The 12,539-nt window shown below is 63.9% G+C and carries 13 protein-coding genes and 1 pseudogene; 6 read left to right on the forward strand and 8 right to left on the reverse strand.

Going from position 1 to position 12,539, the window contains the following annotated elements; all coding sequences use genetic code 11:
* The 4 genes and pseudogenes from GPA25_RS20615 to ybgC form a co-directional block, all read right to left on the reverse strand.
* Window positions 1–181 (reverse strand): annotated as a pseudogene (locus GPA25_RS20615) (cell envelope integrity protein TolA); the annotation flags it as partial.
* Complete coding sequence (gene tolR, locus GPA25_RS20620; RefSeq protein WP_169262290.1) at window positions 178–591, reverse strand: protein TolR; 414 nt, start codon at window positions 589–591, stop codon at window positions 178–180. The gene tolR and the pseudogene GPA25_RS20615, both read right to left, overlap by 4 nt.
* An 18-nt stretch (window positions 592–609) precedes the next feature.
* On the reverse strand, window positions 610–1,284 hold the full coding sequence (tolQ, locus tag GPA25_RS20625) for a protein TolQ (RefSeq protein ID WP_169262291.1): 675 nt from the start codon (window positions 1,282–1,284) through the stop codon (window positions 610–612).
* Window positions 1,281–1,727: a tol-pal system-associated acyl-CoA thioesterase gene (gene ybgC / locus GPA25_RS20630; RefSeq protein WP_281357746.1), complete on the reverse strand. Its 447-nt coding sequence runs from the start codon at window positions 1,725–1,727 to the stop codon at window positions 1,281–1,283. The genes tolQ and ybgC overlap by 4 nt, the downstream gene beginning before the upstream one ends.
* Window positions 1,728–1,928: 201 nt before the next feature.
* On the opposite strand from ybgC, the gene GPA25_RS20635 reads away from it, so the two are divergent.
* From GPA25_RS20635 to GPA25_RS20660, 6 genes are all read left to right on the forward strand, one after another.
* A complete protein-coding gene (locus GPA25_RS20635; RefSeq protein WP_169262292.1) occupies window positions 1,929–3,107 on the forward strand; it encodes an STAS domain-containing protein in 1,179 nt (392 codons plus the stop codon).
* A gap of 38 nt (window positions 3,108–3,145) precedes the next feature.
* A complete protein-coding gene (hslV, locus tag GPA25_RS20640; protein ID WP_169262293.1) occupies window positions 3,146–3,685 on the forward strand; it encodes an ATP-dependent protease subunit HslV in 540 nt (179 codons plus the stop codon).
* Window positions 3,682–5,019, forward strand: a complete 1,338-nt coding sequence (gene hslU / locus GPA25_RS20645) for an ATP-dependent protease ATPase subunit HslU (RefSeq protein WP_169262294.1) — start codon at window positions 3,682–3,684, stop codon at window positions 5,017–5,019. The genes hslV and hslU overlap by 4 nt, the downstream gene beginning before the upstream one ends.
* Before the next feature lie 8 nt (window positions 5,020–5,027).
* Window positions 5,028–5,546: an acyloxyacyl hydrolase gene (locus GPA25_RS20650; RefSeq protein WP_169262295.1), complete on the forward strand. Its 519-nt coding sequence runs from the start codon at window positions 5,028–5,030 to the stop codon at window positions 5,544–5,546.
* A gap of 98 nt (window positions 5,547–5,644) precedes the next feature.
* Complete coding sequence (locus tag GPA25_RS20655; protein WP_169262296.1) at window positions 5,645–6,520, forward strand: AEC family transporter; 876 nt, start codon at window positions 5,645–5,647, stop codon at window positions 6,518–6,520.
* A 19-nt stretch (window positions 6,521–6,539) separates the two neighbouring features.
* Window positions 6,540–7,250, forward strand: a complete 711-nt coding sequence (locus tag GPA25_RS20660; protein ID WP_169262297.1) for an alanyl-tRNA editing protein — start codon at window positions 6,540–6,542, stop codon at window positions 7,248–7,250.
* A 64-nt stretch (window positions 7,251–7,314) separates the two neighbouring features.
* Here GPA25_RS20660 and GPA25_RS20665 read toward each other — a convergent pair whose 3' ends face one another.
* The 4 genes from GPA25_RS20665 to cysN form a co-directional block, all read right to left on the reverse strand.
* Window positions 7,315–8,085: a slipin family protein gene (locus GPA25_RS20665; protein ID WP_169262298.1), complete on the reverse strand. Its 771-nt coding sequence runs from the start codon at window positions 8,083–8,085 to the stop codon at window positions 7,315–7,317.
* A complete protein-coding gene (locus GPA25_RS20670; RefSeq protein WP_169262299.1) occupies window positions 8,082–9,542 on the reverse strand; it encodes an NfeD family protein in 1,461 nt (486 codons plus the stop codon). The genes GPA25_RS20665 and GPA25_RS20670 overlap by 4 nt, the downstream gene beginning before the upstream one ends.
* A gap of 230 nt (window positions 9,543–9,772) precedes the next feature.
* On the reverse strand, window positions 9,773–11,047 hold the full coding sequence (locus GPA25_RS20675; RefSeq protein ID WP_169262300.1) for a nitronate monooxygenase: 1,275 nt from the start codon (window positions 11,045–11,047) through the stop codon (window positions 9,773–9,775).
* A gap of 166 nt (window positions 11,048–11,213) precedes the next feature.
* Entirely contained in the window at window positions 11,214–12,494 is a 1,281-nt protein-coding gene (gene cysN / locus GPA25_RS20680; protein ID WP_169262301.1) for a sulfate adenylyltransferase subunit CysN, read from the reverse strand.
* Window positions 12,495–12,539 lie beyond the last annotated feature (45 nt).

Here is a 12,539-nt window from a genome sequence, read left to right on the forward strand (position 1 = left end):
GGGTGGGGCGTGTCGTGGGCGCTGCGACGAGGTCAACCTGCATTGCCGCAGGCGGACTGCTTTGCCAGCGGACGCCGAACACCAGAAAGGCAACCAGGCCCAGGTGAACAGCGACGGTGAGCGCGAGCGAGGCCCACTTGCCGGGCAGTTCGCGTTTCACGTCCAGATGCGTGTCCTTCATCGGCTGCTGCTGCCGGCCTGTGTCTGCAGACCGACTTTCTGGATGCCTGCCTGGCGCAGGCCATTCAGGGTATCCATTACTTTTTCGTAGGAAACGCGTTTATCGGCGGCGATCACGACAGGTTGCAGCGGATTACGTTCGACAGCGCGGCGCAGTTCGCGCAACAGTTCGCTATTGCTCATGCTCTGTTCGCTGGCGCCGCTGGTGGCCTTGAGCGCCAGCGAGCCGTCCTGTTTGACGACGACGAGCATGGCTTCGGCCGGGGGTTGCGGAACCCCGCCGACGGTCGGCAGATCGACGCTGCCGGTCTGGATCATCGGCGCGGTGACCATGAAGATGACGAGCAGGACCAGCATCACGTCGATGTAGGGCACGACGTTGATCTGGTTCATGAGGCGGCGCTGACGCATGGTTCGGGGCCTCGCCGCTTAGCGCAACTGGCGCTGTAGGATGTTCGAGAATTCTTCCATGAAGCTCTCGAAACGGATGCTGATGCGGTCGATGTCGTGCGCGAAGCGGTTGTACGCGACGACGGCGGGGATCGCGGCGAACAGGCCGATTGCGGTGGCGACCAGCGCTTCGGCGATGCCCGGGGCGACCTGCGCCAGTGTTGCGGAGCTGACGTTGGACAGCCCGCGGAAGGCGTTCATGATGCCCCATACGGTGCCGAGCAGGCCGATGTACGGCGACACGGAGCCGACGGAGGCGAGGAAGGCGAGGTGGGCTTCAAGGTCATCGACCTCGCGCTGGTAGGTCGCGCGCATCGCGCGCCGGGCACCATCGATGATGGCCGCGTGATCGTGGCTTTTGCCGCGCAACTTCGTGAATTCGCGATATCCGGACTCGAAGATGCGTTCCATGCCGCCGGTTTCATGCCGCGCGGCAGCGGCCGACTGGAATAGCGAGTTGAGATCGCCGCCGCTCCAGAAGTCGCGTTCGAAGGTGTTGGTCTTGTTGCGAGCCGAGCGGATCTGGAACGACTTGCGGAAGATCCAGTACCAGGATACCAGTGACAGGCCGGCGAGCAGGCCCATGACGAGCTGGACCAGGACGCTTGCCTGGCTGATGAGGCTGATGATCGAGAGATCTTGAGAGACGGTCATGCTTGAACGAGTTCTTCCAGTTTGGCGCGCATGTCGGCGGGGATGGGAGTGGGGCGCTTTTTGTCGAGATTGACGCAGGCGATGACGAAACGTCCCCGGAACAGCAGTTCCGGGCCGCGCATCACGTTCTGCACGAAGACCAGGCTGGCGCCGCCCAGCGATTCGATCGTCGATGCAACGTGTAACGCATCATCGAGCAATCCGGGTGACAGATAATCGCCGCCGACCGAACGGACAACGAATGCGATGCGGCGTTCGCTCAGCAGTCTCTGCTGTTCGAACCCCGCAGAGCGCAACCATTCGGTCCGTGCGCGCTCGCAAAAGCGCAGGTAATTGGCGTAATACACGACGCCGGCGGCATCGGTGTCTTCGTAGTAGACGCGGATCGGCAGTGAAAAGATGACCCTGTCGCTGGACGCTGCGGTGGGGCTGGCTGTGTGCATCGCAGCATTTTAGCCCTTCCGGTGCGTTCTGTTACATACCCGGGGACCGGATAGGTTGCAAAAGGTAAAGTCTTCGGGGGCGGGAGGGCTCCCGGTCGCAAGGCCGCGAAGGCCGGAGTCGCGCAAGAGCGCGAGCCAAAGTGCTATGCTTTTTCACCCTGCAGCACTTTTTCCATCGTATCCGTTCGGACAGCTTGTATCGTGGCCCTTCCATTCTTCGGCAAGAAGCCCGCCTCGAACCCGGCGCCGACCGCCCCGTCGGCCAGCGGAGCGAGTGCGTCTGCGTCGCAGGCCCCGGAGCCGCCCGAGCTGTCGACGCTCGATTTTTCGGTCGGCGATCCGACGCATGCGCTGGCGCATTGTGCCGGACAGGTCGAAGTGCAGGAGATGAGTGCCGGTATCGGCGCCGTCTACGAAGAGGCCGCGGTACTGTACGCCAATGGCAGCGACAGTGAGGCCGAGCTCGTGCTGAATGCGGTGCTGGACACTCAGGCAACGCAGGCTGGCGAGGGCCTGTGGATGATGTTGCTGGATCTGTACCGGCTTACCGGGCAGCGCCAGCGTTTCGAGACGCGCGTGCTCGACTATGCGACGCGCTTCGAACGCTCGCCACCACCGTGGCATGACTTGTCGAGCGCAGTGGAGCGTCCTCGTTCGCACGTTGCGCCGCTGGTGAATCTGTCCGGCAGTCTGTCGGGGCAGGCTGCGGCGCAATTTGGGCAGATTGCGATCATCGGCAAGAAAAGTGGCGCCATCCGCATCGATCTTGGACGTTTGCGCTCGGTCGATGGCACCGGTTGCACACTCTTTCGCGGCGTATTGCGCGAGCTCGCGGCGGAGCGCGTCAAGGTGTCGCTACTCAATGGCAGTCAGCTGGTCGACATGCTCGCCGGGCAGGTTCAACCGGGCAAGGCGGAGGGGCGCGATGTGTGGTTGCTGCTGCTCGAGATGCTGCAGCATACCGGTGAGCAGGAGCGCTTCGAGGAGCTGGCGGTCGAATACGCAGTGACTTTTGAGGAGTCTCCGCCATCCTGGGAGCCGCGTGCCGAGCAGCTGGCGTCGAGTACCGCGACGCACGAAGTGGTGCTTGACCTGGATGCGCCGTCGCATGAATTTACCCTCGAAGGCGAGCTGACCAGCACCGGGGTCGAGAAAATCCGCAAGCTGGCTGCGCATGCGAGCGGTCTGCAGAAGGTGGACGTGGATTGTGGTCAGCTGCGGCGTATCGATTTTGTCAGCGCGGGTACGCTCTTCAATATTCTCGCAACGCTGCAGGCGCAGGGTAAACAGGTGGTTCTGCGCAACGTGAACGCCATGGTGGCGGCACTGTTGCGGGTGATGGGCGTCGATCAGGTGGCGCAGGTGATTCTCCGCGGCTGACGCTGCGGGTAATGCCTGCGCCGCACGAGGAAAAATCAATGGAACAGTATCACGGCACGACGATTCTCTCGGTGCGTCGCGGCAATCGCGTTGCGCTGGGCGGCGATGGTCAGGTGACGCTCGGCAATATCGTCATCAAGGCGACCGCACGCAAGGTGCGGCGCATTTACCAGGGACAGATCCTCGCCGGATTTGCGGGCGGAACGGCCGATGCGTTCACCCTGATCGAGCGCTTCGAGGCAAAGCTCGAGAAGCATCAGGGCAATCTGCTGCGCGCGGCGGTCGAACTGGCCAAGGACTGGCGTACCGATCGTGTGTTGCGCCGGCTGGAAGCGATGCTGGCGGTTGCCGACCGCGACAATTCGCTGGTGATCACCGGCAATGGCGACGTGCTGGAGCCGGAACTGGGCATCGTCGCGATCGGCAGTGGCGGGGCCTATGCGCAGTCGGCGGCGCGCGCGCTGCTCGAGAACACCGATCTGCCACCGGAAGAGATCGTGCGGAAATCGCTGCAGATTGCCGGCGATCTTTGTATTTATACCAATCAGAGCCATGTGATCGAGGTGCTTGAGGCATGACCCAGATGACGCCGCCGGAGATTGTCTCCGAACTCGACAAACACATTGTCGGCCAGAGCAAGGCGAAGAAAGCCGTGGCGATCGCGCTGCGCAACCGCTGGCGGCGTGCGCAGGTGGAGGAGCCGCTGCGCAGCGAGATCACGCCCAAGAACATCCTGATGATCGGTCCGACCGGGGTCGGCAAGACCGAGATTGCGCGCCGGCTGGCGCGCCTGGCGAATGCGCCGTTCATCAAGATCGAGGCGACGAAGTTCACTGAAGTGGGTTATGTCGGCCGTGATGTGGAGACGATCATCCGCGATCTGGCGGAGATCGCGATCAAGGACGGTCGCGAACGGGCGATGAAGAGCGTGCGCGACCGCGGCATGGATGCCGCCGAGGATCGTGTGCTGGATGCCTTGTTGCCGTCCGCGCGCCTGGGGGGAATCGGTATGGAGCAGGAGGCCCAGCCGCAGGATTCCGCGACGCGTCAGAAATTCCGCAAGAAGCTGCGCGAGGGCGAACTCGACGACAAGGAAATCGAGATCGAGGTCGCTGCGCAGGCGATGACTGCGGAGATCTTCGCACCCCCGGGCATGGAGGAGCTGACCCAGCAGATCCAGGGCATGTTCCAGAATCTCGGTGGCGGCAAGAAGAAGCTGCGCAAGATGAAGATTGGCGATGCAATCAGGGCGCTGGCCGACGAGGAGGCAGCGCGATTGATCAACGACGAGGAGGTGAAAGCCGAGGCGATTCGCTCGGTCGAGCAACATGGCATCGTTTTCCTCGACGAAATCGACAAGATCGCAGCGCGTTCGGACGTACATGGCGCCGACGTGTCGCGCCAGGGCGTGCAGCGCGATTTGTTGCCGCTGGTAGAAGGAACGACGGTGTCGACCAAGTACGGGATGATCAAGACCGATCACATCCTGTTCATCGCCAGCGGCGCGTTCCATCTCGCGAAGCCGAGCGACCTGATTCCGGAGCTGCAGGGACGTTTCCCGATTCGGGTGGAACTGGAAAGCCTGTCGGTGGAGGATTTCGAGCGCATCCTGACGCAGACCGACGCCTGCCTGACGCGTCAGTACCAGGCCTTGCTCGCGACCGATGGCGTGACGGTGGAATTCGTTGATGCCGGCATTCGCCGTCTTGCCGAGATTGCCTTCCAGGTGAATGAGAAAACCGAAAACATCGGTGCCCGTCGCCTGTACACGGTGATGGAAAAACTGCTCGAGGAAGTTTCGTTCGACGCCGGCAAGATTGGCATAGACAAGGTGCTGGTGGATGCGGCCTATGTCGATGCGCGACTTGAAATGCTTGCCCAGCGCGAGGATCTCGCGCGGTACGTCCTGTGAGGTGGAGCGTGAAGTCCTGTGTCCTGTTGACGGCGGCCGCACTTGCCGCAGGCGCCGCTTCGGCAGCCGACGTGGCGGTGACCGTGTTTCACGGCGAGCATGATAATTATGACCGCAGCGGCGCCAGCGTGCGCCTCGGGCCGGTGTGGGAGCGTGACTGGGGGGCATGGCATGCCGGCCTGCATCCCGAGTTCGAGCTGAGCCGTTTCCGCTACAACGGGTCCAGCCACAGGGCGGATACCTTGGACCAGGGCGGGGTTGTCGGCATGTTGCGGCTTGTCCGCGGGCAGGGGAGCGTGCAGCCATACGCGGAGCTGGGGTTCGGCGGGGCGCTGTTCACCCGTACCTCGCTCGGTCCCAAGGAGTTTTCCACCGCTTTCCAGTTTTCCCAGCATGCCGGTCTGGGGGTGGAATTCGCCCGGAGGTTTTCGGCCGGGTGGCGTTACTCGCATTATTCGAATGGCGATATCAAGAACCCCAACGATGGTTTCGACCTGCACCAGCTGGTGCTCGGTGCGCGATTCTGACTCGCTGCGTGGACCAGGGTCGGGCCCGTTCTGACGGGCCTTTTTTCTTCCGTCGCCGTCGGCGGATTTCGATTCACCCGTGAACCGGCTTGCGCCTCATGCTCCTCCGTATCGTATCGATCTTGTTTCCGCTGTTCTCGCTGACTGCGCTGGGTTATTTCGTCGGCAAGCGCATGCGGCCCGATCTATCGCATGCGAACAAGCTGAACATGGATGTGTTCGTGCCGGCGCTGGTGTTCGGGGCACTGGCGAACAAGGAATTCCGCATTGCCGACTTCGGCGCGCTGACCGTGGCGACGCTGGTGGTGGTGATCGGTTCGGGCTTGGTCGGGCTCGCGCTGGCGCACCTTTCGCGGATCGCACCGAAGACCTTCGTGCCGCCGATGATGTTCAACAACTGCGGCAACCTGGGCCTGCCGCTGGCGGTGCTGGCCTTCGGCGAGCCGGCGCTGGCCCCCGCGGTGGTGATGTTCATGGTGTCGAACTTGCTGCATTTTTCGTTCGGCGCATGGTTGCTCGATCACCGCATCCGGATCTGGACCGTGTGGAAGGTGCCTTCGGTGCTGGCGACACTGGCCGGGTTGGTGGTGGGGATCGCCGGTGTCGAGGTGTGGCCGCCGCTGATGCTGGCGATCAAGATGCTCGGCGATATTTCAATTCCGCTGATGCTGTTTGCGCTGGGGGTGCGCCTCACTGATTCGCGCATCTCCTCCATCGGCCTTGGCCTGTATGCCGCGGCCGCGCGCCCGATCATGGGCATGTTGCTGGCGCTCGGCGTGATGCAGGTGGTGGCGCTGCCGGCGCAAGAGCGGGCGCTGCTGCTGGTGTTCGGGGCGCTGCCGCCCGCGGTGCTGAATTACATCTTCGCCGAGCGCTATCACCAGGAGCCCGAAGCGGTGGCGTCGATGGTACTGATCGGCAATGTCGCCGCGGTGCTTTTCCTGCCGCTTGCGCTGGCGATCGCACTGCCCTGAAATCTGCATGGAGACTCGCATGACCGAAGCGCTGTTTCGCGATGATGCGTATGCCCGTTCCTGCACCGCGCAGGTGCTTGCGGTCGATGGCAGTCGGGTGGTGCTGGATCGCACGGTGTTCTATCCGACCGGTGGCGGCCAGCCTGGAGATCGCGGCGAACTGGTGCTGGCTGATGGGACCCGCCTGGCTGTCGTCGATACGGTGAAGGGTGAGGGGGTGGCGGTGGAGCACGTGCTGGCCGATGGTGCCGTGCCACCGCCGCAGGGTGCGCAGGTGACAGCAGAGATCGACTGGGCGCGGCGTTATCGCCTGATGCGCTTTCATACCGGACTGCACCTGCTGTGCGCGGTGGTGAATGCTCCGGTCAGCGGCGGGCGCATGGCTGAGGACAAGGCGCATCTGGATTTCGACATCGAGATGGACAGGCTCGATGCGGCGCAGATCGAGGCGCGGCTCAATGCGCTGATCGAGGCGGATACGCCGGTGGAGCAGGGGGAGATCAGCGAGGCGGAACTAGACGCCAATCCCGGATTGGTGAAGACCATGTCGGTACAGCCGCCGCGCGGCCACGGCAGCGTGCGCACGATCCATGTTTCCGGCGTGGATCTGCAGCCCTGTGGCGGCACGCACCTGCGTCGCACGGGGGAGGTCGGGCCGCTCAAGGTGATCCGCATCCGCTCCGAGGGCAAGCGCAACAAGCGCGTGACGATCGCATTCGCGGGGGAGTGAAATCCGCGCAGTGCCGGTGCAGTGCTCCGGCCGGCGGCTGCGCGACAGGCGGGCTACCGTGTCCTCAGCCCTTTGGCGGCGCCACACCCGCGACGAGCCCCTTGAGCAGGTCCACCGGGACCGGGAAGACGATCGTCGATGACTTGTCGCCGGCGACCTGGGTGAGCGTCTGCAGGTAGCGCAACTGCATCGCGGCAGGCTCGCGCGCGAGCGTCTCGGCCGCCTGTCGCAGACTTTCGGCGGCCTGTCTTTCGCCTTCCGCGTGAATCACCTTGGCCCGACGTTCGCGTTCGGCTTCTGCCTGGCGGGCAATCGCACGGATCATGTTCTCGTTGAGATCGATGTGCTTGATCTCGACGATTGTCACCTTGATGCCCCATACATCGGTCTGCGCGTCGAGAATCTGCTGGATGTCGAGGTTGAGCCGTTCGCGTTCGGCGAGCATCTCGTCGAGTTCATGCTTGCCGAGCACCGCCCGCAGCGTCGTCTGCGCGAGCTGGCTGGTGGCAACGAAATAGTTTTCCACCTGGATGATCGCCTTCTGCGGATCGACGACGCGGAAGAACACGATCGCGTTGACCTTCACCGAGACGTTGTCGCGCGAGATCACGTCCTGGCTGGGGACGTCCATCGTGACCACGCGCAGGTCGACCTTCACCATCTGCTGAATGCCCGGTAGCACCATGATCAGGCCCGGACCCTTGACCTTCCAGAAGCGTCCGAGCATGAAGACCACGCCGCGCTCGTATTCGCGCAGGATCCGGAAGGTGCTGACGAGGAGCGCGATCAGGACGAGCAGGACCGTTCCCAGCCCGAGGTTGAAGTCGAAGATCATGGTGAGCTCCCTGTTGTGGTGTTGCGTTCGTTCGCGTCGAGGCGTTCGACCTGCAGTGTCAGGCCGACGACGGCGGTGACGCGCACCCGGTCACCGGGCGCGAGCCGCGCGTCGCAGTGCACATGCCAGGATTCGCCGCACAATGCGGCCCAGGCGCCTTGCGGGGTGACTGCGCTGATCGTACCGATGGCTCCGACCAGTTGTTCAATGCCGCTGACCAGCGGGCGTTTGCGTGTGCGTGCGGCAAACCCGCCGACCGCCATGATCAGCGCCGCGCTGACGACACCGAGTCCGATCAGGAACGCCAGCGGGATACCGAAGCCGGGGGCCTCGGTATCCATCAGGAACAGGCCGCCGACCACGAAGGCGATGATGCCGCCGACGCCAAGGGCGCCGAAACTGGGCAGGAAGACCTCGGCGACCATCAGGATTGCGCCGAGCGCCACGAGCGCCACTCCCGCCCAATTGACCGGCAGTAGCTGAAACGCATACATCGCAACCAGCAGGCAGATCAGTCCGGCGACACCGGGAACGCCGAAGCCGGGGCTGGTGAATTCGAAGAACAGTCCGTAGATGCCGATCATCATCAGTACCAACGCCAGTTGCGGGTTGGAGATAATGGACAGCAGGCGGTTGCGCCAGTCGGGTGTGATTCGCTCGATTTCTGCGGCGGCAGTCGCGAGACGACGTGTCGCGCCGCTGTCGAGCTTCACGGGGCGGCCGTCGAGCTGTTTGATCAGGTCGGGCAGATCCTTGGCGATCAGGTCGATCACGCCCGCCGCGAGGGCCTCGTCCGATGACAGGCTGGCGGCCTCCCGTACCGCCCGCTCGGCGAAATCGCCATTGCGGCCGCGCAATTGCGCAAGGCTGCGCAGGTAGGCGGCGGCATCGTTACGCGCCTTGTCCATCATGTCGTCGCCGCTGCGGGTCGCACCGCCGCCAGCCTTGCCCGACTGGGTGTTCCCGCCGGTGTCTTTGCCATCTTGCGGTTTTGGCTTGTCGCCCGCGTCGTCGTCAGGTTCTGCGGCCGGTTTGCGTGTGCCGGGTAGGCCGATTGCGACCGGGGTGGCGGCGCCCAGGTTGGTGGCCGGTGCCATCGCTGCGACGTGGCTTGCATACAGGATGTAGGTGCCGGCGCTCGCTGCGCGTGAGCCCTCCGGGCTGACGTAGGTGACGACCGGAACGGGCGAGGAAAGGATGTCCTTGATGATGGTGCGCATCGAGGTATCCAGGCCTCCCGGCGTGTCCATCTCGATCACTACCACCCCGGCGTGGTCTGCGGCCGCACGCGCGAGCTGCCGTGCGATGAAATCGGCAGTGGCTGGACCGATCACGCCATCGACGCGCAACACCATTACCCGGCCGCCGCTCGGCGCTGCCGCGGCCGGGTTGGCAAGCAACAGAAAACCCGCGATCACCAATGCGAGCGCAATCAGCGCCCATATCGTCCTGCGCATACGCATTCCTTGCGCCCTTTGGCGCGTTCTGCAGGCGGCATGCATGAAGCATCCGAGCGTATGAGTGTGTGGCGCCCGCTTGCGTTCCCGTTCAGCGTGTCGGGAACGGGCCAAGGGAGTCGTGGCAGGGGCGGATCGAAGCGTGCGATCGGAATAGAAACGGGGCGTTGCCGCCTGTGTGTGGCGGGAACGCCCCGGTGTTCAGGCAAGCCAGCTGGCGCTGGCGGAGCTCAGGCGGATTTCGCCGGTTCGAATGCTTCCACAGCCGGCAGCGCGATCTTGTTGTCCTTGCTGTACTGGTAGTCGTGGAAGATGTGTTCCGCGCTGAGGATCTGGTAGGTGCCATCGGTGCGCAGGTGCGTGGTGTCCTTGAGCCGGTAGGTGTAGTGGCCGCAGGTCCAGCAGTCGAAGTTGCGCATGTGCGTGCACAGGCAGGTCTTTTCCATCACCTTGAGCCGCTTTGCGTTCGGATGTGCTTCCAGTTCGCGGTTGAAGGCAGTGATATAGGCGCAGTTGCCGTTGCCGTCGAGCAGGTAGCCGTAAGCTTCGCAGTTCGGGCGGATGCCGGAGCCGATCGCGGGGCTGCTCTTGAGCATGCGCATCGGGTAGCCGGTGGGCGAGATGTTGTTCACCTCGATGTCTTCTTCGTGGGCCGCGAAATAATGCTGCTGCACGTCGGGCGGCAGGCCGCACTCGTGCGAGACGGTGAAGCGCGTCGCGACCTGCACGGCGGCCGAGCCGCCTTCGAGGAAGGACACTGCGTCGCTGCCGGTGAAGATGCCGCCGGCGGGAATCAGCGGGATGTCGAGCTTTTCTGCCTTCAGGTATTCCTGGATCTCGGCGACGATCGCGTGCAGGTCGTATTTCGCCCAGTCCATGCCGAAACCGAGGTGGCCGCCGGCGAGCGGGCCTTCGACGACGACGTAGTCGGGCAGGCGGTTGGTGCGCGCGGATTTGCGCAGGAACAGCTGTAGCGCGCGCAGCGACGAGACGATGATGCCGAGCTTGACGTCGCGGAAGCGGGGATGGTCCTCGATCAGCGCAAAGGAGCCCAGGTGCAGGCCGGCGGCGAGCGTGATGCCGTCGATGCCGGCGTCCATCGCGGACCGCAGGCGCACGCGCAGCGTGTCCTTGGGCCCGTTCATCGTCAGCTTTTCCATGCAGTTGATGAAGATCAGCCCGTCGCCGCGCTTGCGTTCCATCGTGCGGCGCACGTGGGTTTCGGTGGCTTCGGCGAGCAGGCCGAGGTCGAACTGCACTTCGGACTTGTTGGTGTTGGCGACGTTGTACTTGTACAACTTGAGCTTGTCGCGCACGTACTTGGTGTCGTAGCGACGGTCGCTGACGGTCGGGACCATCGCGTCGGAGATGTGCCCGATGCCCCCAAGGCGCGCGGCTTCCAGCGACAGGTCGGCGGTCGAGATGTCCACGCCCATCCCGCCAATCATGATCGGCACGTATTCCCTGCTCCCGAACCGCAGGCGGAAATCATCGAGACATTTCATTTGCGTCTTCTATATTGCGTTGCTGTGCCGGGCAGCAATGAGATCGGCAGCCGCGATTTTCCCACACACCGGGCGTTGATGGGTAAGACGTCGCACCCCGGACTTCGCGCAGAGGTCTGGGGTGTGGTCCGAATGTGCGCCGGTGCTGGGTTTCGGGTGCCTGCGTTCAGCCGATCATGCCGGCGCCGACCGTGTTGTTGGTGCTCTCGTCGATGATGATGAAGGCGCCGGTGGCACGATTTTCAGCGTAGGGGTCGGCGAACACAGGCTGTGCAAGTTTGAGCGTGAGGCGGGCGATATCGTTCATCGCGAGGGTGGTGACAGCCTCGTGCTCGAGGGTGTTCACGTCGAGCCGGTAGTCGATCTTCGCCACCTTGGCTTTCACTTCGCGCGTGGTGTGGCGCAGCAGGTAGGTGCGCGCGGGCGACAGCGGCGTCTCGGAGAGCCAGCACAGGGTGGCGTCGATCTGCTTGAGGGCCTCGGGCTGTTCGGCGCTCTTGACGATCATGTCGCCGCGCGAGATGTCGATTTCGTCGGCGAGCAGCAGGGCGACGGATTGTTCGTGGATCGCGGTCGTCCGGCTCGCGCCGCCGATCTGGATGTCCTTGACGGTGCTGGTGCGTCCCGACGGCAGCACGGTGACGGCGTCGCCGACGGCGATATCGCCGGATTCGACGCGGCCCATGAAGCCGCGGTAGTCGTGCAGTTCGGGGTTGGCGGAGTCCTGGGGGCGGCACACGAACTGCACCGGGAAGCGGAAGTCCTCGGCCTGTTCGGTGTGCGCGGCGGGCACGGTTTCGAGGATCTCGAGCAGGGTGGGGCCGTCGTACCAGTCGAGGCGTTCGCCGCGGTCGACGATCATGTCGCCGTTGAGGGCGGAGAGCGGGATGAAGCGGACGTCCTTGATGCCGAGTTTGGCGGCGAAGGCGAGGTAGTCGGCCTTGATGCGGTCGAACACGGCCTGGTCGTAATCGACGAGGTCCAGCTTGTTCACCGCGACGAGCAGGTGCGGGATGCCGACCAGGCTGGCGAGGTAGGAGTGGCGCCGGGTCTGGGTAAGCACGCCCTTGCGCGCATCGATGAGGATGATGGCGAGGTTGGCGGTGGAGGCGGCGGTCACCATGTTGCGGGTGTACTGTTCGTGCCCCGGGGCGTCGGCGATGATGTATTTGCGCGTGCCGGTGGAGAAGTAACGATAGGCGACGTCGATGGTGATGCCTTGTTCGCGCTCGGCCTGCAGGCCGTCGGTGAGCAGCGACAGGTCGACGGCGCTCATGCCGCGCTTGGCGGAGGTCTTCTCGATGGCGTTGAGGGTGTCGGCGAGGATGGTCTTGGTGTCGAACAGCAGGCGGCCGATCAGGGTGCTCTTGCCGTCGTCGACGCTGCCGCAGGTCAGGAAGCGCAGCAGGCCGTGGTCGGTGTCGGGCAGGTTTTCGAGGGCGGACATGGTTTTCTTTCCTTCAAGCTTGCGAGAATTTTGTTTGCTACTGTT

The sequence above is a fragment of the Aromatoleum diolicum genome (assembly GCF_012910955.1).
Classification (GTDB): domain Bacteria; phylum Pseudomonadota; class Gammaproteobacteria; order Burkholderiales; family Rhodocyclaceae; genus Aromatoleum; species Aromatoleum diolicum.

Excerpts from the sequence above, each read along its gene's own strand:
- tolR (WP_169262290.1), bottom strand. The coding sequence starts at position 591 with ATGCGTCAGCGCCGCCTCATGAACCAGATCAACGTCGTGCCCTACATC.
- tolQ (WP_169262291.1), bottom strand. The coding sequence starts at position 1,284 with ATGACCGTCTCTCAAGATCTCTCGATCATCAGCCTCATCAGCCAGGCA.
- ybgC (WP_281357746.1), bottom strand. The coding sequence starts at position 1,727 with ATGCACACAGCCAGCCCCACCGCAGCGTCCAGCGACAGGGTCATCTTT.
- hslV (WP_169262293.1), top strand. The coding sequence starts at position 3,146 with ATGGAACAGTATCACGGCACGACGATTCTCTCGGTGCGTCGCGGCAAT.
- hslU (WP_169262294.1), top strand. The coding sequence starts at position 3,682 with ATGACCCAGATGACGCCGCCGGAGATTGTCTCCGAACTCGACAAACAC.
- GPA25_RS20655 (WP_169262296.1), top strand. The coding sequence starts at position 5,645 with ATGCTCCTCCGTATCGTATCGATCTTGTTTCCGCTGTTCTCGCTGACT.
- GPA25_RS20660 (WP_169262297.1), top strand. The coding sequence starts at position 6,540 with ATGACCGAAGCGCTGTTTCGCGATGATGCGTATGCCCGTTCCTGCACC.
- GPA25_RS20665 (WP_169262298.1), bottom strand. The coding sequence starts at position 8,085 with ATGATCTTCGACTTCAACCTCGGGCTGGGAACGGTCCTGCTCGTCCTG.
- GPA25_RS20670 (WP_169262299.1), bottom strand. The coding sequence starts at position 9,542 with ATGCGCAGGACGATATGGGCGCTGATTGCGCTCGCATTGGTGATCGCG.
- GPA25_RS20675 (WP_169262300.1), bottom strand. The coding sequence starts at position 11,047 with ATGAAATGTCTCGATGATTTCCGCCTGCGGTTCGGGAGCAGGGAATAC.
- cysN (WP_169262301.1), bottom strand. The coding sequence starts at position 12,494 with ATGTCCGCCCTCGAAAACCTGCCCGACACCGACCACGGCCTGCTGCGC.